Below are 21,850 nucleotides of genomic sequence, written 5' to 3' on the forward strand. Positions count from 1 at the left end.
GCTCCCTGCCGTGCCGCCGGTGCCGGTGATGCAGGTCATCTTCGGCCTGATGCTGGCCATCCTGCTGGGGGCGCTCGAGCAATCGATCGTCGCCGTGGTGCTGCCTGAGATCGCGTTGCAGCTCAACGGCTTCGAGGAGATGGCGTGGGTGGTTTCGGCCTACCTGGTGGCTTCGACGGTGGTGACGCCGATCTACGGCAAGCTGTCGGACGTGCTGGGGCGGCGCTCGGTGCTGTCGTTTGCCATCGTGCTGTTCCTGCTGGCCTCGGTGTTCTGCGCGCTGGCGCAGACCATGCCGCAGCTGATCGTCGCGCGCATCCTGCAAGGGCTGGGCGGCGGCGGCCTGATCTCGGTGTCGCAAGCCACCATCGCAGATGTGGTACCGCTGCGCGACCGTGGCCGCTACCAGGGTTACGTGAGCGGCGTGTGGGCCGTGGCCAGCATGGCCGGCCCGGTGATCGGCGGCTACCTGGCGCACTACCTGTCGTGGCGCTGGATTTTCTGGATCAACCTGCCGCTGGCGCTGGTCGCGCTGGTGGTGGTCCGCCGCGCGCTCAAGCACCTGCCGGCGGGCGGGCGCCGCCATCGCATCGATTACCTTGGCGCGCTGCTGTTCGGGGGTGGCCTGACCGGCGTGCTGGTGTTCCTGACCCGGCTCGGGCAGGGCCATTCGGCCGCGACGCCGCAGACCGTTGGCCTGCTGGCGGCAGGCCTGGTCGCCATGGTGCTGTTCGTGTGGCAGGAGCGGCGGGTCAGCGACCCGATGATCCCGCTGGCCATGCTGCGCGTGCCGACGGTCGCGATCTGCTGCATCACGCTGTTCCTGTGCTTTTTCCAGTTGATCGCCATGTCCGTGCTGCTGCCGCTGCGCTTCCAGGTGGTGGGCGGCGTGCAGGCTGACACGGCCGCGCTGCGGCTGGTGCCGTTGACGCTGGCCATCCCGTTCGGGGCGTTTTTCTCGGGCCGGCTGATGTCATGGAGTGGCCGCTACAAGCCGCTGCAACTGGTGGGCTCGCTGGTCGCGCCGCTGGCGATCGTGTCGCTGGCGTTCGTCGATCCGCATGCGGTCGTGCTGACCGGGCTGGTGATGGTGACGCTCGGGCTGGCCATCGGGCTGCAATTGCCCAGCGGGCTGGTGGCCACCCAGAACGCCGTGCCCGCGCACCAGGTGGGCGTGGCCACGGCGCTGACCGCCTTCTCGCGCATGCTGGGCGGCGCGGTCGGCGTGGCGGTGCTGACCACGGTGCTGATCGCGCTGTTGCGCCGTGGCGGCATGGGCGTATCGGACCTGGGCGGCGGCGAAGACATCCTCATGAGCATGTTCCACCGTGCCATGACAGGCGGCGATACGGCCGATGCGGGCGCGGTGCGCGCCGCCGCCGAAGCGGCGTTCCGCACCCTGTTCCTGCTGAGCGCCGCCGTGTCGCTGGTGGCGCCATTCCTGGTGGCGCGCCTGCCGGAAGCCGCCTTGCGCGGCAGCACGAGCACCAGCGTGGCGGCGAGCATCGATTAAGGCGGGCGCCGCCGGCGAGTTCAGGGGCGGGCCTGCGCGCCTGGCGCGCCTTTCCCCAGGAAGCCGAACTCCACCGGCGTCTTCGCGTAGAACACCTGGACGTCTTCCTCGGCCAGCCGGTCGAACAAACGCTGCACCTCCTCTTCCGTGGCAATTACGGTGATTTCTTCCGGCCGGTCGGCCAGTTCCAGGAAATGCCAGGTGTGAAAGCGGCGGTCATGGCCGATGCCCTCGGCCGCCACCGTGTGCGTGGCGCCGCGGATATGCAGGTCCCTCAGAACCTGCAGCAACCAGTGCGACAACTGCTTGCCGTGGTGACGCCGGTTCTCGATGGTGAACAGCGTGAGCTGGAAGCCTTGCACGATAACCTCCCGTGCGCGCCCCGCAACGGCGTCCGCGTGCCGCGACCGTGGCATGGACGGTTGTCGTGTCAGGGTGCTGTTTCCAGTTTAGGCCAGCCGCCGCGCGCACCATTGCGGGCGCACCGGACTTCACCAATGCGGCCGGTTCCCTGATGCACCACGTGAACCTGGGGATAACCCTAGTCCCTTCCTCTGCAGGGACGGGCTATATTTTCTTTTGTTTCAATAGAAGAACCATGTTTCTTTAGTGAAACAAAATATCTTCGTTGCGGCATCACCAATACCCCAGACTCTTGAGCAGGCCTTCCGAAGTGCAATATCCGAAGAGTGAAGAAAAGATCGCGCGCGCGATGCGCGGGACGGCGCTCGCGTGCCTGGCGATTGCCGGCCTGTGGCAAGGCGTTGTTCCGGCCGCGCGTGCCGCCGGGACGGATGCGGCCAGCAGTTGCAGCGCACTGCGCATAGTCGTGCCGTTCCCCGCAGCCGGCCCGGCGGACCTGTTGGCGCGCACGCTCGCGCAAGGCCTCCACCAGCGGCGCGGCGTCACCGTGGTGGTCGACAACAAGCCTGGCGCCAACGGCAATATCGGCATCGACGCCGTGCGCCGCGCCGCGGGCGACGGCTGCACGCTGCTGGTCGCGCCTGCCGGCAACCTGACCATCAATCCCACGCTGTTCCCCGCGCTTGCCTACAACGTGGAGCGGGACTTCCGCCCGGTCTCGCTGCTGGCGAGTTCGCCCAATGTGCTGGCGGTGCATCCCTCGGTGCGGGCCGGTTCGGTGCAGGAGCTGGTGGCGCTGGCGCAGCGCGCCAATCCGCCGCTAGGCTATGCCAGTCCCGGCGTGGGCAGTGGCCTGCACCTGGCGGGCGAGCTGTTCCGCCAGCAGACGGGCATCGCATTGCTGCATGTCCCTTATAAGGGCACCACGCAGGCGCTTAACGATGTGGTGGGCGGGCACGTGCCGATCCTGTTCGGCACGCTGCCCACGCTGGCGCCGTTTATCCGCTCCGGCGCGTTGCGTGCACTGGCCGTCACCCAGGCCGCGCGCTCTCCCGCGGCGCCTGCCATCCCGTCCCTGGCGGAGCAGGGCGTGCGTGGCATCGAGGTCAGCTCCTGGTATGCGCTGCTGCTGCCGCGCGCCACCCCGGCGCCGGTGGCCGATGCGCTCTATGCCGACGTGCGCGCGGTCTTCGGCGGCAAGGCGGCCCGCGAAGAACTCGCGCGGCAAGGCATGGAGCCGGTCGCCGGCACGCCCGACGCGCTCGCCACGCGCATTCGCCAGGAAAGCGCGGGCTGGGCCGAACTGATCCGCGCCCACGGCATCAAGGCCGAATAACGCATGCCGGCGCGCACGCGCATCGTCCGCGCCGGCATGTCTTTCATGTAGTCCTCCACGCCCTCCGCCATTACTCCGGCGCTTCGTCCGCCACAGGCCCTTCGGCATCCAGTGCTTTCATGTTCTCCAGCAGCTTGAGCAGGTAATGCAGCGTGTGCGTGATGTCGCCCGTTGAAAAATCGGTCAGCGCCCGCTCGTAGTAGTCGCGGATCTTGGGTTGCGCCAGCTTCAGCCAGACATGGCGCCCGGTCTCCGTCATCGTGACCAGCCGCGAACGCCGGTCGCGCCCGTCCGGCGCCAGGCTCAGGTGGCCGTCGCGCTCCATGCGGCCCACCAGGCCGGACAGGTTCTGCCGGCTAACCATCAGGTAGCGCGCCAGGTCCCCCACGCTCATGCCCTCGGCCGCCTGCGGCCGCGATAGGGCGCCCAGTACCGCCCACTGCTGCGTGGTCAGGCCTTCGGCCTCGACGGCTCTTGATCCCGTTTTATGCAACATATTTGCGCATTGATACAGGCGGAAGAACAGCCTGTTTGCCATCTCCATGCGCGCCGCCGGAGCAAGATCATCATCAAAATCGGGGTTAACCATCATAACTTCCTGGGTAGTCGTACTTGCATTGGTCCAGTTGCCAGCCTAGTATACGTCAATATATTGACGTATTTAACCGCTGACGCGCGACGTTTAAGCCGCACGATAGCACCCTGGACCTGGAAGGAGAACACTGTGCAAAGACTCGAAGGCAAGACGGTCATCGTGACCGGTGGTGGTGGCGGCATCGGTGGGGCGACCTGCCGTCGCTTTGCGCGCGAAGGCGCTGCCGTGGCCGTGCTGGACCTGAACCTCGACGCCGCAGGGCAGGTCGCCGCCCGGATCCGCGAAGAAGGCGGCCGGGCCGAGGCGTTCCAGTGTGACATTACGGACCGCACCAGCGTGGATGCCGCGGTTGCCGCCACCGTGAGCCAGCTCGGCCCCGTCGATGTCCTGGTCAATAACGCCGGCTGGGACGTATTCAAGCCGTTCACCAAGACGGAACCGGCGCAATGGGAACGCCTGATCGCCATCAACCTGACCGGCGCGCTGCATATGCATCACGCCGTGCTGCCCGGCATGGTGGAGCGCAAGTGCGGGCGCATCGTCAACATTGCTTCCGACGCGGCGCGGGTGGGCTCCTCCGGCGAAGCCGTGTACGCCGCCTGCAAGGGCGGGCTGGTGTCGTTCTCCAAGACCATCGCGCGCGAGCACGCGCGCCACGGCATCACCGTCAACGTGGTGTGTCCCGGCCCGACCGACACCGCGCTGTTCGCCGACTACAAGCAAGGCGCTGGCAACCCGGAAAAGCTGATGGAAGCCTTCACCCGCTCCATCCCGCTGGGCCGCATCGGCCAGCCGGACGACCTGCCCGGCGCGATCGTGTTCTTTGCCAGCGATGACGCGGCCTTCATTACCGGCCAGGTACTGAGCGTGTCTGGCGGCCTGACCATGAACGGATGAGCGCAGCCAGCATCCGGCACCCACCACGACAACGGAGACACACCATGCCATACGAAGACATCCTCTATGAAGTGCGCAACGGCGCAGCCTGGATCACCATCAACCGCCCGGAGAAGATGAACGCATTCCGCGGGCGCACCTGTGACGAACTGATCCACGCGATCAATCGCGCCGGCTATGACCGCGCCATCGGCGCCATCGTGCTGGCCGGCGCCGGCGAGAAGGCCTTCTGCACCGGCGGCGACCAGTCCGCCCATGAAGGCCAGTACGACGGACGCGGCACCATCGGCCTGCCGATGGAAGAACTGCACAACGCCATCCGCGACGTGCCCAAGCCCGTGATCGCGCGCGTGCAGGGCTACGCCATCGGCGGGGGCAACGTGCTGTGCACGATCTGCGACTTCACCATCGCGTCCGACAAGGCCGTGTTCGGGCAGGTCGGTCCCAAGGTCGGCTCGGTCGATCCCGGCTACGGCACGGCGTTCCTGGCGCGTGTGGTGGGCGAGAAAAAAGCGCGCGAGATCTGGTACCTGTGCCGGCGCTATCCGGCCGCCGAAGCCCTTGCCATGGGGCTGGTCAACGCAGTCGTCCCGCATGAGCAACTCGATGCCGAAGTGCAGAAATGGTGCGACGAGATCATGGACAAGAGCCCGACCGCGCTGGCCATCGCCAAGCGTTCCTTCAATATGGACACCGCCCACCAGAGCGGCATTGCCGGCATGGGCATGTACGCGCTGAAGCTCTACTACGACACCGAGGAATCGCGCGAGGGCGTGACCGCCTTCCAGGAAAAGCGCAAGCCCGATTTCCGCAAGTACGCGAAGTAATCCGCCGTTGCTGGCACAAGCAACGCGGCCGCACGGCGCATCGCACCGGCGCGCCGCGCGGCAAGACATCCTGGAGACGCCATGAACCCCTATCTCGATGAAGACCTGGTCGCACTGGGCGACCATGCCCGCCGCTTCGCCACCGAACGCATCGCGCCCGGCTTCCTCGCGCGCGACCGCACCCGCGAGCTGGACCGCGGGCTGATGCGCGAGATGGGCCAGATGGGCTTTATCGCGCCCGAACTGCCCGAGCAATACGGCGGCCAGGGTTTGGGCTGCCTGGCCGCCGGCGTGATCCACGAAGAGGTGGCGCGCGCCGACCTGAGCCTTTCCTATATCAACCTGCTGGCCTCGCTGAACGGTCAGATCCTGGCCCATCACGCCGCGCCGGAAATCGCCCGTCCGTGGCTGCGGCGCCTGACGCAAGGCGAAGCCCTGTTCGCGATCGCGCTGACCGAGCCGCGCGGCGGCTCCGATGCGGCCGGCCTGCGCCTGCGCATGGAGCGCGATGGCGACCATTACGTGCTCAACGGCGAGAAGACCTCCATCTCCGCCGCCGACCAGGCGGACGCGGCGGTGGTGTTCGCGCGCAGCGGCTCCATCGAAGCCGGCGCGCGCGGCGTTTCGGCGCTGCTGGTGCCGATGGACCTGCCGGGCATCACCACCAACCGCTTCGACTGCCATGGCCAGCGCGCCATCGGGCGCGGCTCGATCTTCTTCGAGAATGTGCGCGTGCCGGTGAGCCACCTGCTTGGCAAGGAAGGCGAGGGCTTTGTGCAGGTGATGCAGGGTTTCGATTTTTCCCGCGCGCTGATCGGCTTGCAGGTGCTGGCGGTGGCGAAGGCGAGCCTGGAGGAAACCTGGGAATACGTGGCGGAGCGCCAGGCCTTCGGCAAGCCGCTGTCGGCCTTCCAGGGCGTCTCGCATCCGCTGGCGGACTACGAGACACAGGTCACGGCAGCGCGCCTGCTGTGCCTGCAGACACTCTGGATGAAAGACCACAACCTGCCGCACACCGCTGAAGCCGCGATGTGCAAGTGGTGGGCGCCCAAGCTGGCCTACGACGTGGTGCACCAGTGCCTGCTCTCGTTCGGCCACGGCGGCTATGACCGCGGCCCGATGGAGCAGCGCCTGCGCGACGTGCTGGGCTTCCAGATCGGTGACGGCACGGCCCAGATCATGAAGACCATCATCGCCCGCACGCACGCGGGCCGGGATGCGGTGCCCGCCTGACGACCGCCCCCGCCGCGACCTGACCACGACAACAACGAGGAGACACGCCATGGAATTCGACGCCGTACTGCTGCCACCGCGCCGCGCCGCCAGCATCGCGCAGGGCCTGTGGCCCGAGCGCACCATCAACGATGCGCTGGACGATTGCGTGGCCCGCTGCCCGGACAAGATCGCRCTGACCGCCGTGCAGGTGGAGAGCGGCGCGGTCACCCGCCTGACGTATCGGGAGCTGGCCACCCGCGCCGAACGCATTGCCCTCGGCCTGGCCAGGCTGGGCGTTGGCCGCGACGACGTGGTGTCCTGCCAGTTGCCGAACTGGTGGGAATTCACAGCGCTCTACCTGGCCTGCTCGCGCCTAGGCGCCGTGCTCAATCCGCTGATGCCGATCCTGCGCGAGCGCGAACTGTCGTTCATGCTCAGGCACGCGTGCAGCAAGGTGGTGGTGGTGCCAAAGCGGTTCCGCGGGTTTGACTACGAAGCGATGTTCGATGGCCTGCGCCAGGCGCTGCCGGACCTGCGGCACGTGGTGGTGATCAGCGGCAGCGGGCCCAATGCCTTCGAGGCGCTGTCGAGCGGGCCTGCCGGGGACGATGCCGGCGAGATGCCGGCACGCCATTGTCCCGGCCCGGATGACATCACCCAGCTGATCTACACCTCCGGTACCACCGGCGAGCCCAAGGGCGTGCTGCATTCGGCCAATACCCTGATGTCCAATATCGTCGCCTACGCCGGGCGCCTGCACCTGGGCGCGGATGACGTGATCCTGATGGCGTCGCCGATGGCGCACCAGACCGGCTTTATGTACGGCCTGATGATGCCCGTCATGCTGGGGGCGAGCGTGGTGCTTCAGGACATCTGGGAGCCGCGCAAGGCGCTGGACCTGATCCGGCAGGAGGGCGTCAGCTTCACCATGGCCTCGACGCCGTTTCTCACCGACCTGGCCAGGATGGTGACGGAGACGGGCGATGCGGTGCCCACCCTGCGCGCATTCCTGTGCGCCGGCGCGCCCATCCCCGGCGCGCTGGTGGAGCACGCGCGCGCCGCGCTGGGCGCCAAGGTGGTCTCGGCATGGGGCATGACGGAAATGGGCGCCGTGACCACGACCCGGCTGGAAGACGACGATGAGCGGGCCATCCACACCGACGGCTGTCCGTTGCCGGGCGTCGAAGTCCGGGTGGCCGACGCGGCAGGCGCGGCGTTGCCGCCCGGCGCCACCGGCAGGTTGCTGGTGCGGTCCTGTTCAAACTTCGGCGGCTACCTGCGGCGGCCGCACCTGAACGACACCGACGCCGAGGGCTGGTTCGACACCGGCGACCTTGCACGCATCGATGCCCGCGGTTATATCCGTATCGACGGGCGCAGCAAGGACGTCATCATCCGTGGGGGGGAGAACATTCCCGTGGTGGAGATCGAGACCCTGCTGTATCGCCACCCGGCCGTTGCGCAAGTGGCCATCGTGTCCTATCCCGATGAGCGGCTCGGCGAGCGCGCCTGTGCCTTCGTCGTACCCAGGCCCGGCCAGGAGTTCGGCATGGCGGCAATGGTGGACTTCCTGAAGGCGCAGAAGATGGCCGCGCAATATATCCCCGAGCGGCTGGTGGTGCAGCCGGCGCTGCCCGCCACGCCGGCGGGCAAGATCCAGAAGTTCAGGCTGCGGGAGCAACTCCGCCAGGCGGGGAACCCGGAGGGCGAGTCCAATGCGCGCGGATAAAGGCCACGGCAAGATGGAAGAGAACCTGATTCTCGCCGAGATCACCGGCCGCGTCGGCGTGCTGCGGCTCAATCGCCCCGGGCAGATGAATGCCCTCAACGATGCGCTGATGGATGCGCTTGGCCTGGCGCTGCTGGCATTGGATGAGAACGACGGCATCGGCGCGATCGTGATCACCGGCAATGACAAGGCGTTCGCCGCCGGCGCCGACATCGCGGCGATGCGCGGCTGGGACTATATGGACGTGTTCAAGTCCAACTACATCACACGCAACTGGGAGACGCTGCGCGGCGTGCGCAAGCCGGTGATCGCCGCGGTGGCCGGCTATGCTTTGGGCGGCGGCTGCGAACTGGCCATGGCCTGCGACATCCTCATCGCGGCGGACAACGCCGTGTTCGGCCTGCCGGAGCTGAAACTCGCGGTCATTCCCGGTGCCGGCGGCACCCAACGCCTGCCGCGTGCAATCTCCAAGGCGAAGGCCATGGACATGTGCATGACGGCGCGCAATATGGATGCGGCGGAGGCTGAGCGCAGCGGGCTGGTGTCGCGGGTGGTGGCAGCGGGCCGGCTGATGGATGAGGCGATGGCGGTGGCACACACCGTTGCGGGTTTTTCGCTGCCGTCGATGATGGCGGTGAAGGAGGCGGTCAACCGTGCCTATGAGTCATCGCTGTCGGAGGGGATGCTGTTCGAGCGCAGGCAGTTGCATGCGCTGTTCGCCACGCAGGATCTGAAAGAGGGGATGAATGCGTTCCTGGAGCGGCGGGAGGCGGTGTTCCGGCATCGGTAGGCGCGGCAAGCGCGCCGCCGCCGCTCGTGGTTCGCATTGCCAGCGCCGCGTTCCGGGTGCGCGAATTGCAGCGCGGAACGCGTAGCGTGTGGCGGTGCCGAGGCGTCATGCGCCGTAGTAGAAGGGGGTGCGCGCGGCATCGATGCGGGGTTGGCCGCGCTCGATTGACATGTTGGCGGTCGCCTGCAGTTGCGCTTGCGCGTTTGCCGTGGCTCCGTTGGCTGATGCGGCGTCCTCCGCTTGCACCTTGGCTTCGGCTGCCTGGATGTCTCGCGGATAGTTCGCGTTGTCGCCGCGTCCCGGCTGGTAGCCCGCCTGTTCCAGCCGGATCAGGTCGGCACGGACGTCGGCGCGGCTGAGAGGCGCCTGCGCGCTTTGCGCGAAGGACAGGGCTGGCGCGGCCAGGGCGCAGGAAATCAGTACGGTGCGGATGAGTGCTTTCATGATGCGTTACCTCTTTCGGTCGGATGGCCCGCTGCCGCCGGGGCCGTGGCGCCTTCATCGACAGGATGAACAGGCTGTACCCAGTATTGGCTTTGGCCACTGACCCGAGCCTGACCATCTCATTACAGTTTCGTCATCGGTGCGCTTTGCCAGCCACCACCCAGTGCCTTGACCAGCATGACGCTCGCTATCAGTTGCCGCCGGCGCACCGCCTCGGCGGCCCGCTCGCTGGCAAGCGCGGTGCTCTCCAGCACGCTGACATCCAGATAGGCCACGGCGCCCTTGCGGTAGCGGTCCAGCCCCAGCGCCAGCGCACGCTCGGACGCTTCGGCCGCCGCCTGCTGGCTGGTGGCTTCCTCCTGCAGCGCACGCAACGCGGCGAAGTTGTCCTCCACCTCCTGGAAGCCGCGCAGCACGGTGCCGCGATAGTCGGCGGCGCTGGCGTCTAACTGGGCGCGCGCGCTGTCGGCCACCGCCTGCCGGCGCCCGCCGTCGAACAGCGTGGCGGCCAGCGCTGGGCCGATGGCCCAGAAGCGGCTTGGCGCGGTCAGCCAGCCGGCCAGGCTGGTGCTCTCCAGGCCTCCGCTCACGGCAAGCAGCAGGCTCGGGAAAAAGGCGGCGCGGGCCACGCCGATCTGGGCGTTCGCGGCCGCCACGCGGCGTTCGGCGGCCGCAATGTCGGGCCGGCGCTCCAGCAGTTGCGAGGGCAGCGCGGCCGGGATGGCTGGCAGCGCGGGCAGCGCCGCGGTGTCGGCCAGCGGCGGCAGCGAGAAGCGCGCGACGGGTTCGCCCAGCAGCGTGGCGATGGCATGCTCCAGTTGCGCGCGATTCAGGCGCAGGTCCGCCAGCTGCGCCCTGGCGTTCTCGAGCTGGGCCCGGGCCTGTGCCACGTCGCCTTCCGTCGCGATGCCGCCACGGTAGCGGTTGCCGGCCAGCTCCAGCACCGTACCGTAGGCGTCAAGGGTGCGCTGGAGCAGGTCGAGTTCCCGGTCGGTCGAGCGCAGGCCGAAGTAGTCGGCGGCCAGCTCGGCCTGCAGGCCCAGGCGCACGGCCGCTACGTCGTCGGCGCTGGCCTGGGCGCGCGCCTCGGCTGCGTCCACGCCATTGCCGATGCGGCCCCACAGGTCCGGCTCCCAGGTGGCTGTCAGGCCCAGCAGGTGGTTGGGTTCGGTCTTGCCGGCCAGCGAGCGGCCAACCACATTGGCCGAGGTATGGCTGCTGCTGATACTCGCCCCGGCGCTGAGGGTGGGAAAGTACGCGGCATGCGCGGCCCTGGCCTGGGCGCGTGCATCTTGCAGCAGGGCCACCGCCTTGCGCAGCGTCTGGCTGGAAACATCGATGTGTGCTTCGAGCGTGTCGAGCCGTGCATCGGCATATACGCGCCACCAGTCCGGCGCGATGCCCGGCGGACCGCCCGGCTGCGCGGCGCTGGCGCCGGCTTCCTTGTAGGCAGCCGGCGTGTCCACGGCGGGCGGCTGGTAGGGTGGGGCGGTGGCGCAGCCGGCCAGCAGCGCGGCCATGGCAATGGTGATGGCCAGGCTCGTTGCGTTGCGCCTGGTCTTGGGGAAACGGACGGGAGTGTGTCGTGCATGCATGCCGGGCCTACCTTGCTTTGCTGGTCAGCCTGACCACATCGCCCGCCAGCAAGCCGTCGCCGGGATTGACCACCACTTGCTCTCCGCCCCGCAGGCCTTCGGTGATTTCCACATGGGAGCCGAAGTCGCGCCCGATCGTCACGGTCCGGATTGCCAGCTTGCCGTCCGCGCCAACCACGGCCACGCAGGTGCCCTGCGCCCGGAACATCAGCGTATTGGCCGGCAGGTCCAGGCCGGCCCGTGTCCGCGGCGCGCTCAGGTGCGCCTCGGCATAGGCCCCGGGCAGGATCCGGCCGCCGGCGTTGTCCACGTCCAGTTCCACGCGCAGGCTGCGCGTGACGTGATCGATGGCGCCGGCGTTGCGCGCCACGGTGGCGGGAAAACGCTGCCCGGGGAACTGCGGCAACGTCAGCCACGCCTGCATCTGCGGGCCGACGATGCCGCTGGCGTCCTGTGGCACCTGCACGTACACGCGCAGCCGCTCGCTAGCGGAAAGGTGGAAGAGTTCGCGGCCGGGTCCGCCGGCGCTGCCGGCATCGATCAGCGCGCCGGTGTCCACATTGCGCGCTGTCACCACGCCGTCGAAGGGCGCGCGGATCTGCGTGTACGAGGCCAGTTGCGCCAGGCGCGCCGTGTTGGAGCGCGCCGAGGCCAGCGTGGCGGCCTTGGCTTGCATGTCGGCCACTTTCTGGTCGGTGTCCTGCTGGGCCACCGAGCGCGATTTGAGCAGGTCCTGCCAGCGCTCTGCCGTGCTCTTGGCCAGCGCATAGTTGGCCGCGGCGATGGCTTCGTCGGCGCGCGCCTGGCGTAGCTGGTCGCTCACCTCAGGGGCATCGATCTCCGCCAGCAACTGGCCTTGCCTGACCGGCGTGCCGATGTCGGCGTACCAGCGGCGCAGGTAGCCGTTCACGCGCGCATAGACCGGTGCGTCCTGGAAGGCGCGCACATCGCCTGGCAAGGTCAATTCCTGAACCGCTGGTGCGCTGGCGGGCCTCACCGTGGAAACGACCATGGCCATCGCTTCGGCACTGTTAACGGCCAGTGCGGCCTTGGCGTGCAGCCTGGGCACGACGCCGGCGGCCAGCGCCGCGCCGAGCAAAGCCAGCGCCAGCAGGCCGGCGCGTATGCGGCGAACCCTGGCGGTGCCGGTGGCGGACGATAAGTTGGCAGTGGGTGAAGCTTGGGAAGCGGGGAGAGTCATGCCTGACCTTTCTGTTCGAAGCTGAGGGCGGGACGCGGTGCAAGGGCGGAGGTAGGAGCGCGAGCGGCAAGCCAGCGGTGCAGCAGCGCGAACAGGGTCGGCACCAGTACCAGGGTGGCGACGGTGCCGCAGGCCAGGCCGCCGATCACGGCGCGGCCCAGCGGCGCGTTCTGCGCGCCCGCGTCGCCGGCGCCGAGCGCCATCGGGATCATGCCGATCAACATCGCCAGCGCGGTCATCACCACCGGGCGGAAGCGGCCGATGCCGGCTTGCAGCGCGGCGTCGAAGGGCGACGCGCCCCGCGCGCGCAGCTCGCGCGCCAGGCTGATCACCAGGATGCTGTTGGCGGTGGCGATGCCGATGCACATGATGGCGCCGGTCAGCGCCGGCACGCTGACGGTGGTGCGGGTGATGAAAAGCATCCACGCCATGCCGGCCAGCGCGCCCGGCAGTCCGCCGATGATGGCCAGCGGGTCGAGCCAGGACTGGAAGTTCACCACCATCAGCAGGTACACCAGCACCACCGCGATCGCCAGGCCGCCGAGCAGACCGGCGAAGGACGCGTGCATGGTCTGCACCTGGCCGCGCACGACCAGCTCGGACCCGGGCGGCAATGTCTTGCGCGCGGCGTCGACGAGGCGGCCGATGTCGCCGGCCACCGCGCCAAGGTCGCGCCCGCGCACCGAGCCGAAGATGTCGATCACCGGCTGCACGTTGTAGTGCGACACCACGCCCTGCTGGTTCGTGCGCGCCACGCTGCCCAGCGAGCCGAGCAGGTCGCCGCCGGCGCCGTCGGCGGTGGTGCCCGGGGCAGCGCCAAGGCCAAGCGGAATGTTCGATAGCGATTGCAGCGAAGCCATCGCGTACTGAGGCACCGACACCATCAGCGGATAGCTTACGCCGTTGCGCGGGTTCAGCCAGAAGTTGGGCGAAGTCTGGCTGCTGCCGGATAGCGAGATCAGCAGATTCTGCGCCACCTCGCGCTGCGATAGCCCCGCCTGCAGCGCGCGGGTGCGGTCCACCTGCACCGTCAGCGCGGGCTGGTCGTCGGGTTGCTGGATATGCACATCCGCCAGGCCAGGCACCGCGCGCAACTGGCCAGCCAGCTTCTGCGCCATCTCGCGATTGGCTGCCGGCTGGCTGCCCACCACCTGGATATCGATCGGCGCCGGCAACCCGAAATTCAGGATCTGGCTGACGATGTCCGCCGGCAGGAAGGAGAAGCTCACGCCGGGAAACGCCTTGGGCAGCAGGCTGCCAAGCCGGTCCACATAGTCCGCGGTAGCGCCGTGGCCTGGCTTCAGCGAGATCAGTATCTCGGCATCGGCCGTGCCGATCGGCAGCGCGGAGTCGTAGGTGAGGTTGATGCCGCTGACAGGCAGGCCGATGTTGTCGATGATGCCGGCCACGTGGTCCGGGCCGATGGCGGCGCGGATGCGCCTTTCCACCTCGTCGGCGATGCGCGCGGTTTCCTCGATGCGGGTACCGGTCCGGGCACGCATGTGCAGGCGGATCTCGCCGCTGTCCACGCTCGGGAAGAAATCCTGCCCGAGAAATGGCACCAGCGCCATCGACGCCGCGCAGCAGGCCAGGAACGCAGCGGCGAGCCGCCGGGGATGCCGCAACGCCGCCGCCAGCGAGGCAGCGTAGCGCGCACGCACCGCTTCGAAAGCGCACTCGAAGCGTGACTGCAAGCGCGCGCAGGCGCGGCGCAGGCGGCCCGGCTTGCGCGTTTGCGCCGCCTCGCCGCGCATCAGGTAATGCGCGAGCGTGGGAATCAGCGTGCGCGAGAAGAAGTAGGACGCCGCCATGGCAAACACTACCGCCTCGGCCATCGGCACGAACAAATAGCGCGCCACGCCGGTGAGCAGGAACATCGGCAGGAATACGATGCAGATCGATAGGGTGGAAACCAGGGTGGGTACGGCAATCTGTGCCGACCCCTCAAGAATGGCCTGCTCCAGCGCCTGGCCCATCTCGCGGTGGTGCGTGATGTTCTCGATCGCCACGGTGGCGTCATCCACCAGCACGCCCACCGCCAGCGCCAGTCCGCCCAGCGTCATGATATTCAGCGTCTCGCCGAGCGCGGAGAGCGCCATCAGCGCGGCCAGTACCGACAGCGGGATCGAGATCGCGATGATCAGCGTGGCGCGCCAGCTGCCCAGGAACAGCAGGATCATCAGCGCGGTGAGGCAGGCGGCGATCATTGCCTCGTGCAGCACGCCATGGATCGCCGAGGTGACAAAGACCGACTGGTCCGACACCGGCTGCACCCGCAGCGAAGGCGGCAGGCCGGCCATGACGCGGGGCAACATCGCCTTGACCTGCGCAATGATGGATAGCGTGGAGGTATTGCCGCTTTTCTCGATCTCCAGCAGCGCGGCGCGCTTGCCGTCGCGGCGTACCACGTTGGTCTGAGGCGCGTAGCCGTCGCGCACGTGGGCCACGTCGCGCACATAGACGGTGCCGCCGGGGCCGCTCCTGACCGGCAGATCGTTGAGGCCGGCCACCGTGGGCGTGCTGCCGTTCAGGTCCACCCGATATTCCAGCGCGCCGATCTTTGCGGTGCCGCCCGGCAGCACCAGGTTCTGCGCATTGATGGCGTTGACCACATCGAGCGGCGCCAGGCCGCGTGCCTGCAGCGCGCGCGTATCGAGATCCACCATCACCTGGCGCACCTTGCCGCCGTAAGGCAGCGGCACCGAGGCGCCCTGCACGGTGGCCAGTTGGGTGCGGATGAAGTTGTTGCCGAGGTCGTAGAGCTGCTGCTCGGGCAACTGGTCGCTGGCCAGTGCCAGCCGCAGGATCGGTACCGTGGAGGCGCTGTAGCTCAGGATCAGCGGCGGCGTGGTGCCTGGCGGCATATTGCGCAGCATCGATTGGGCGCCGGACGAGGTCTCGGCAATGGCGCGGTTGATGTCCGCGCCCGGGTGGAAGAAGATCTTGATCACCGCCACGCCGCTGAGCGATTGCGACTCGATATGTTCGATATCGTCCACGCTGTTGGTCAGCGAACGCTCGTAACCGGTGACGATGCGCCGGGCCATGTCCTCGGCGGACAGGCCGTTGTAGGTCCATACGACGCTGACCACCGGGATATCGATGGCCGGAAAGATATCGGTGGGCGTGCGCAGCAGCACCAGCGGGCCGGCCAGCAGCAGGCACAATGCCAGCACCACGAAGGTGTAGGGGCGGCTCAGCGCGAGCCTGACGATCCACATCGTGGGATCTCCGGAGTGATGGATGAACGGGCCGCAGCGCGCCCACTGGGCGGTTCGGCGGAAACACTCGATGGGCGGATTCTAGAAAGGGCAGGGGAGGGGAACGCTGTCGAATCCATTACGGATTTGTCATTCAAGTCCGGCGCGGCCAGCGCTATCATCCGGCATGCAAGGCGCCGCAGCATGCCTTGCCGGCACTGGTCAGACGAGGACGATCATGAGAATTCTGGTGGTGGAGGACGAGCCCAAGACCGGCGAATACCTGCGCAAGGGACTCACGGAGTCTTCCTTCGTGGCCGACCTGGCCGTGACCGGCACCGACGGCCTGCACCAGGCGCTGGAAGGCAGCTACGACCTGGTCATCCTGGACGTCATGCTGCCCGGGATGAACGGCTGGGAAGTGCTCAAGCGGCTGCGCGAGCACAAGGACACGCCGGTGCTGTTCCTGACCGCCCGCGACGAAGTGGAGGATCGCGTGCGTGGCCTGGAGCTGGGCGGCGACGACTATCTCGCCAAGCCGTTCGCCTTCGTCGAGTTGCTGGCACGGGTACGCACGCTGCTGCGGCGCGGACCGGTGCGGGAAGCCGACCGGATCGAAATCGAAGACCTTGAGATCGACCTGATCCGCCACCGCGTGACACGTGCCGGACAGCGCATCGATCTGACGCCGCGCGAGTTCGCGCTGCTGCATTTCCTCGCGCGGCGGCACAGCGAGGTGCTCAGCCGTACCCAGATCGCCTCGCATGTGTGGGATATGAACTTCGATAGCGACACCAATGTGGTGGACGTTGCGGTGCGCCGCCTGCGGGCCAAGATGGACGACGACTTCCAGCCCAAGCTGATCCATACCGTACGCGGCATGGGCTATGTGCTGGAGCGCCGGCAGCCCTGATGCGCAGGCTCTCTCTCACTACCCGCCTGGCGCTCGCCTTTGGCCTGGTCGCCGCGATCGTGTTCGGCGGCGCGGGCGCCTACCTCTATCGTGCGCTCGCCATGCAGGTGATCGAGCGCGACGATGCCGAACTGCTGCGCAAGGCGGCACGCGTGCGCAATGAACTGGCGGAACTGGACCCTGGCGCCGCCGGAGCGTGGAGGGAAGCCGCCGGCGTGGTGTCCGGCAACGACGAGTTCGCGCTGGTGGTGCACGCATCCGACGGTACCGTGCTGGTATCCGCCAATACCGGGAAGGACGCGCCGCCCGCCTTAACGCCTCTCGCCGCGGATGCGCCGCTCGACACCGCGTCGATACACACCTGGACCACGCAGCAGGGCTACTCCGCGCACGGCATCAAGGCCTTGCTGCGCGCGGGCGCCGCCTCCACCTCCGCCGCCGCTTCCACCGCCACGCCGGCGCAGACGTTCACCCTCTACCAGACCGCCATCTCCCGCACCATCATGCTGCGCACCTACCGCGCCAAGCTGTTGCTGGCCGGGCTGCTTGGCACGGTGTCGGTGGCCGCGCTCGGCTACCTGGTGGTGCGTGCCGGCATGGAGCCACTGCGGCGCATCGCCGCCGGCGCCTCGTCGGTCACCGTGCGGCGTCTGGCGCTGCCGGTGGATCCGGAGCAATTGCCGCCCGAACTGGAGGAGCTGGCCGCGGCCTTGCAGCAGATGATGGACCGGCTGCGCGACGGCTTCGAGCGGCTTTCGCAGTTTTCGGCCGACCTGGCGCACGATTTCCGCACGCCCATCAGCAACCTGCTGGGACAGAGCCAGGTCGCGCTGGCGAGCGAACGCAGCGCCGACGAGTACCAGGCCCTGTTGGCCTCCAATATCGAGGAATATGAGAGGCTCGCCCGCATGATCGAGAACATGCTGTTTCTCGCGCGGGCGGAGAACGCCCGCGTGGCCGTCAAGCCGGCGCGGCTGGATCTGGCGCGCGAGCTGGGCGCGCTGTCGGATTACTTCGAGGGGCTGGCCGAGGCACGCGGGGTGGCGATCGCGGTGGACGGCGGCGGCGCCGTGCAGGCCGATCCGCTGCTGCTGCGGCGCGCGGTCAGCAACCTGGTGGCCAACGCCATCCGCTACACACCCGCCGGGCAGACCGTGGTGCTGGCGGCGCGTTCCTCCCTGGGAGGCAGCAGTATCGAAGTGCGCAACCCTGGCGCCGGCATCGCGCCGGAACACCTGGCCAAACTGTTCGACCGCTTCTTCCGTGGCGATCCCGCTCGCGCCAACTCAGGAGAGTCGGCAGGCATTGGTCTCGCCATTGTGAAGTCGATCATGGACTTGCACCACGGCAGCGTCGAGGTGGAGTCGGAGGTCGGGGGCACCACGGTGTTCAGGCTGTTTTTTCCTGCAGGCATTGCCGATTCCGCGCCGGTTCGGCAATACGTGTGATGTTGCGGCCCGTGCTCCTGGTATGCCCGCTTCCCGTCAGCCTCGAAGCGTGAAACATGGCCACCCCAATAAATTCGCACCCGCCGCAAAAAAACTATTCAAAAATCAAAAAGCTTGTTGTAGAATGCGGCCTCCGTTTCGCAGAGTAGTAGCAAGTCGCAAGAAACGGAGCTTGTTCCCCGATAGCTCAGTTGGTAGAGCGCCGGACTGTTAATCCGTAGGTCCCTGGTTCGAGCCCAGGTCGGGGAGCCAAAAAGCGGGAGTAGCTCAGTTGGTAGAGCGCAACCTTGCCAAGGTTGAGGTCGCGAGTTCGAGCCTCGTCTCCCGCTCCAAATACAGATCTGCAGGGTTCCACGGAATTCTGCGGGTCACCGAAAAAAGGAGCGAAAGCTCCTTTTTTCGTTCCAGTGCAGTTCCACTGCAATCCAGCAGCAGCCAGTACTTTTGAGTCCGGGTTGAATCCATCAAAACGTGCGGGTACTTGCGCGCCTTGTTACTGGCTGGCGGCGGGTGACATGTGGGCCATCTGTTCCTGAATCCAGGTATAGAGGCGTCTGCCTCCTCGGTGGTCAGTGCATACTTTGTTTCCATGCCTATCCCTGGCGGCAATGCAGTGCTCAATCGGCATGGATCGGTCGCGGCATCCCGTCCTCGGGCCAACATCAATCTTCCGGACTACGTGAAGGCCGCGCTCTAGTGCCGCCATTTCACTTCCCCGGTTGGCATGTTCATGCTGATCTACCTTGTGGAGTTAAAAGGTTGCCCGTGCCCATTCAGTCCGCGCTTGGCGAATCCGCGCCGTTTCCTATGTTTTCCCCGTTCTTCCTGCCGTTCGCGGCCCGGCGCCGGTTCTCCCTTTGAGCTTCCTGCGCGATTTGGAACGCATGCAGCGCACTTTTCACTGTGTCGGCTTCCACGTTGTTGCGGATTCGCTTGTAGCCCATGCGCTGAAGTTGTCTGCGTCGCAGTGCATTGCCCGTTATCCCCAGGCGACGGCGATCATGAATCCGAGGCTTGAGAACCAGAAATTTAACCAACTGGCGAACCAGGGACTCAGCGGCTCCAGCACTGCGCACGCCAGAAGCGGCGCCATACAACAGCCAGCCACAACCCAGTTCCTCTGGTACAGCGCCCAAAAGATGCCATACAGGARGGCCGGCCAGCTCCAGCCGTCCCCGACTGCAACCAGGTGACCTTTCGCGTGTCGCTGGATGGAATAGCTACGCATGGTGAGCAGAAGGCGCGTGTGGCGTGGTGGAGACTGGCTGCCCTCCGGTCGGGCCGCCTGTCACTGAGATTGTTGAACGGCTACCCCGACAAGACGTGGAGACGCCAGCCACGCCCTTGAATCGTCCGTGCAGAGTACGGAGACCGCGCGAGGGATTCACCTGTTTAACCTCGCTTAGCGAGGTGCCGAACACACTCTTGCACAGCACCCTTCATCACCGCGTCGACTTCTACGGATGTTCCGACATAGGCATTGACTAGATTCAAGGCATGCCTTTCGACCATCAAGCCGGCCGTCAAGAACGCCAGGCCGGTTACCATCACAAGCATGTCTGTAGAAAAAAGCAGAGCAGCCACATTCAGCGAAAACAGAGCAGACACTCGCCGTGCCAGCCACCTCATCAAGAGGTGGATGGCGTATACCGCGTGCGTGATGCAGAGAATGGCCAAACATCGCCAAAGCCAGCTTGCGTCCGCAGAGTACGGATAGGGATTCTCGGGGCTCAGTGAGCATCTGTTGATGCGGTGCACAATCAGCAGGCATTTGCTCTGCAAGCTTGGGCGCCGACGACATGAGCTCGACCTGGGTCATTCCCGCGTAGATGGGGTCGCCGTGTTCCTTGAGATCGATCGCGACGATTTTTTCAATGCTGTTGTATTGCACTCGGCGTTCTATTGCCCTGGACGCAGGGTGCTTGCCCCGCAGTATGACTGCCGGAACTGACGAACAAGGTAGGCATTGCCGCATGCAAGGTGGGACGCGTGGCTTGCCGTCGTAGAGGACATGATTCACGTACTTCTCTGTGATGACGACCGCCACTGTCCATAGTAGTACTTTTGCACGCTGATTCGGACATGTCTCATATCGCAGGGCGCAACCCGCCGATACCATGAAAGATTCACGCGCGCGTGGCCCAGGATTTGCGCTCGCACGGAACGTCGTTAGAGCGGAGAGTGTTGCCATGGATTGGTTGTTAGCTATTCAGTCATCACGTTGGATCGATGCGCACGGAGCCCCGATCCGGTTCTACAAGGGCGGCCATGTCGAGGTGACCGGCCGGGAGTACAGCTCGCAGGATGCGCTGGAATTGGCGTTGGATGCTTCACTGGCGCTAGGCGGCAAGCCGGTTCGATGCGTAGCGATCGTGCCGGGTGCGACGGTGTCGGTGTCTACGGGAACGCTGGAACCCTGGGACGACGGCGAGAGGCTGCAGTACTTCGAAGACCTGTGGCGCCTGTTGAAGCCCGAGTTGGTCAAAGGGCTGTCTGCACCGACGCCGCGGGGCCGCCAGTTGTTTACGCTGGACTATGGCATCCAGCTTGAGTTGGGCTGGGACGACCGCGCGCAGCTACCGCCGGGCGCCATGTCGATTCGCGTGCAGTATGACGGAGCGGATGCAGAGCACTACGCCAGGCATCGCAGGCGGCAACCTCTGCGCGAGCAGCCCAATCATCGGCGCCGATGGCTGCGCCAGCGGCTATTGATACGGCAGCTCCTGCTCGACGCATTGGTAAAGACGGGGCAGGCCACCCACAAGGACTATGCGCGGCTAACGGCGTACGTGAGATATCGCGTCACGGGAGCCCTGGCCGCATGGCAGGCGGTACGCAATGAAGTCGATGCGCTGGCGGTCGGGATGAACTTTACGGAGTTACTGAAGACGCGCTCCATCACCCAGATAGGTTCCAATGTCGCTGAGTTTGTTCGGGCGACACTGCCGAAAGGTAACCGCGGAAGGCCTGTCGACGCGGCGGTCTCGACCGCATTGACCAGCGTGGTTTGGCAAGCGTTTGATGTGCGTGGCGGCGTGTTCTATGAGCCGAGTGCGGCATTGCACCGCCTGCTGGATTCTGCTTTTGTGGCAGACGATGTGCCGATCGGCGCTTTGGCGATGCCGGCGGATACCATTTGCATCACCCCAGAGTCGAGCCGTTGGATGCGCATCGGCGAGAGCGAGGCCATTGTCCTGTTTCGGAACCCGCGCAGCGTGAGTTGTCTGACGTGGTCGCGTGCGGACGGTGCGGACGTACTGGAAATGCTGGAGCTTCCGCTCGACCGCCCGGAGCGGACCATTAGCGAGCTGCTGGACGAAGCATTTGTCCGGCATGCGATGACCGATGCTTTCCTCGTCGCAGACGGAGGGATGGAGGAAAGACGCCAGCATTGGCGCCATACGCTGGATTACGCGATCAAGATGTTGCTGTATCTGACGGTCCGCGATGCCCAGGTGGTGCCCAATCAGGCCTACACCCTTGCGCCAAGAAACTTCACAGGCCTGGGGAAACGCAAGCGGGCGCAACGCCTTCAGGAGATCGAGGAGCTCTACGACAGGTACGTGGTAGGGCCGGCCCTGCTAGATATCGAGGCCGATGCATTGGCGCCCGCTGACACGGGGCCGAGAGAGATCTCGCCCCATTGGCGGCGGCCCCACTTCAAGATGCAGCCCCACGGGGTCCATAGCACTCAGCGCAAACTGATCTTCATTGGGCCGACCATCGTGCGCGCTGATCGCCTGGGGCTCACCGCCGCGGAGTCGCCGAGCGACGACGGATAGGC

Annotated in this window: 16 protein-coding genes and 2 tRNA genes; 12 read left to right on the plus strand and 6 right to left on the minus strand. The window is 66.6% G+C overall.

Translation table 11 applies throughout. From position 1 onward, the window contains the following. The first annotated feature begins 28 nt into the window (after positions 1 to 28). On the plus strand, positions 29 to 1,513 hold the full coding sequence (locus tag AC1DN0_RS14830) for an MDR family MFS transporter (RefSeq protein ID WP_441633864.1): 1,485 nt from the start codon (positions 29 to 31) through the stop codon (positions 1,511 to 1,513). 20 nt (positions 1,514 to 1,533) lie between these two features. On the opposite strand, the gene AC1DN0_RS14835 is transcribed toward AC1DN0_RS14830, so the two are convergent. Continuing rightward, the gene (locus AC1DN0_RS14835) at positions 1,534 to 1,875 is read right to left on the minus strand and encodes a DUF190 domain-containing protein (RefSeq protein WP_441633815.1); all 342 of its coding nucleotides are present in this window, start codon (positions 1,873 to 1,875) and stop codon (positions 1,534 to 1,536) included. 350 nt (positions 1,876 to 2,225) lie between these two features. Here AC1DN0_RS14835 and AC1DN0_RS14840 point away from each other — a divergent pair, with 350 nt between their 5' ends. Further along, positions 2,226 to 3,212, plus strand: coding sequence for a tripartite tricarboxylate transporter substrate binding protein (locus tag AC1DN0_RS14840; protein ID WP_441633866.1), 987 nt, complete (start codon positions 2,226 to 2,228; stop codon positions 3,210 to 3,212). 70 nt (positions 3,213 to 3,282) lie between these two features. Here AC1DN0_RS14840 and AC1DN0_RS14845 read toward each other — a convergent pair whose 3' ends face one another. Then, entirely contained in the window at positions 3,283 to 3,801 is a 519-nt protein-coding gene (locus tag AC1DN0_RS14845; RefSeq protein ID WP_441633868.1) for a MarR family winged helix-turn-helix transcriptional regulator, read from the minus strand. A gap of 135 nt (positions 3,802 to 3,936) precedes the next feature. Here AC1DN0_RS14845 and badH point away from each other — a divergent pair, with 135 nt between their 5' ends. The 5 genes from badH (at position 3,937) to AC1DN0_RS14870 (ending at position 9,265) form a co-directional block, all read left to right on the plus strand. Continuing rightward, positions 3,937 to 4,704 carry a 2-hydroxycyclohexanecarboxyl-CoA dehydrogenase gene (gene badH, locus AC1DN0_RS14850; RefSeq protein WP_441633817.1) on the plus strand — a complete coding sequence of 256 codons (768 nt, stop codon included), beginning with the start codon at positions 3,937 to 3,939 and terminating at the stop codon, positions 4,702 to 4,704. 44 nt (positions 4,705 to 4,748) lie between these two features. After that, entirely contained in the window at positions 4,749 to 5,531 is a 783-nt protein-coding gene (badI, locus tag AC1DN0_RS14855) for a 2-ketocyclohexanecarboxyl-CoA hydrolase (protein ID WP_441633819.1), read from the plus strand. An 81-nt stretch (positions 5,532 to 5,612) separates the two neighbouring features. Continuing rightward, the gene (gene aliB / locus AC1DN0_RS14860; protein WP_441633821.1) at positions 5,613 to 6,764 is read left to right on the plus strand and encodes a cyclohexanecarboxyl-CoA dehydrogenase; all 1,152 of its coding nucleotides are present in this window, start codon (positions 5,613 to 5,615) and stop codon (positions 6,762 to 6,764) included. Between the two features lie 49 nt (positions 6,765 to 6,813). After that, positions 6,814 to 8,475: a cyclohexanecarboxylate-CoA ligase gene (gene aliA, locus AC1DN0_RS14865; RefSeq protein ID WP_441633823.1), complete on the plus strand. Its 1,662-nt coding sequence runs from the start codon at positions 6,814 to 6,816 to the stop codon at positions 8,473 to 8,475. Positions 8,476 to 8,488: 13 nt separating this feature from the next. Continuing rightward, positions 8,489 to 9,265: an enoyl-CoA hydratase gene (locus AC1DN0_RS14870; RefSeq protein ID WP_441633870.1), complete on the plus strand. Its 777-nt coding sequence runs from the start codon at positions 8,489 to 8,491 to the stop codon at positions 9,263 to 9,265. 105 nt (positions 9,266 to 9,370) lie between these two features. On the opposite strand, the gene AC1DN0_RS14875 is transcribed toward AC1DN0_RS14870, so the two are convergent. From AC1DN0_RS14875 to AC1DN0_RS14890, 4 genes are all read right to left on the minus strand, one after another. Further along, positions 9,371 to 9,709, minus strand: a complete 339-nt coding sequence (locus AC1DN0_RS14875; protein WP_441633825.1) for a DUF4148 domain-containing protein — start codon at positions 9,707 to 9,709, stop codon at positions 9,371 to 9,373. A gap of 122 nt (positions 9,710 to 9,831) precedes the next feature. Then, on the minus strand, positions 9,832 to 11,304 hold the full coding sequence (locus tag AC1DN0_RS14880) for an efflux transporter outer membrane subunit (protein ID WP_441633827.1): 1,473 nt from the start codon (positions 11,302 to 11,304) through the stop codon (positions 9,832 to 9,834). 7 nt (positions 11,305 to 11,311) lie between these two features. After that, the gene (locus AC1DN0_RS14885) at positions 11,312 to 12,505 is read right to left on the minus strand and encodes an efflux RND transporter periplasmic adaptor subunit (RefSeq protein WP_441633829.1); all 1,194 of its coding nucleotides are present in this window, start codon (positions 12,503 to 12,505) and stop codon (positions 11,312 to 11,314) included. Further along, entirely contained in the window at positions 12,502 to 15,726 is a 3,225-nt protein-coding gene (locus AC1DN0_RS14890) for an efflux RND transporter permease subunit (RefSeq protein ID WP_441633831.1), read from the minus strand. Before AC1DN0_RS14890 ends, AC1DN0_RS14885 begins: the two co-directional genes overlap by 4 nt. A gap of 217 nt (positions 15,727 to 15,943) precedes the next feature. Between AC1DN0_RS14890 and AC1DN0_RS14895 the strand changes: the two genes are divergently transcribed. The 5 genes from AC1DN0_RS14895 to AC1DN0_RS14915 all read left to right on the plus strand — a co-directional run bounded on the left by AC1DN0_RS14895 (position 15,944) and on the right by AC1DN0_RS14915 (position 21,848). Further along, positions 15,944 to 16,618, plus strand: a complete 675-nt coding sequence (locus tag AC1DN0_RS14895; RefSeq protein WP_441633833.1) for a heavy metal response regulator transcription factor — start codon at positions 15,944 to 15,946, stop codon at positions 16,616 to 16,618. Next, on the plus strand, positions 16,618 to 18,066 hold the full coding sequence (locus AC1DN0_RS14900) for a heavy metal sensor histidine kinase (RefSeq protein WP_441633835.1): 1,449 nt from the start codon (positions 16,618 to 16,620) through the stop codon (positions 18,064 to 18,066). Before AC1DN0_RS14895 ends, AC1DN0_RS14900 begins: the two co-directional genes overlap by 1 nt. Before the next feature lie 176 nt (positions 18,067 to 18,242). Next, positions 18,243 to 18,318, plus strand: a tRNA-Asn gene (locus AC1DN0_RS14905). A 4-nt stretch (positions 18,319 to 18,322) separates the two neighbouring features. Beyond that, positions 18,323 to 18,398, plus strand: a tRNA-Gly gene (locus tag AC1DN0_RS14910). Positions 18,399 to 20,255: 1,857 nt separating this feature from the next. Beyond that, positions 20,256 to 21,848 carry an AcrVA2 family anti-CRISPR protein gene (locus tag AC1DN0_RS14915; protein WP_441633837.1) on the plus strand — a complete coding sequence of 531 codons (1,593 nt, stop codon included), beginning with the start codon at positions 20,256 to 20,258 and terminating at the stop codon, positions 21,846 to 21,848. The last annotated feature ends 2 nt before the right edge of the window (positions 21,849 to 21,850 follow it).

It is taken from the genome of Cupriavidus sp. 05N39 (assembly GCF_056397325.1).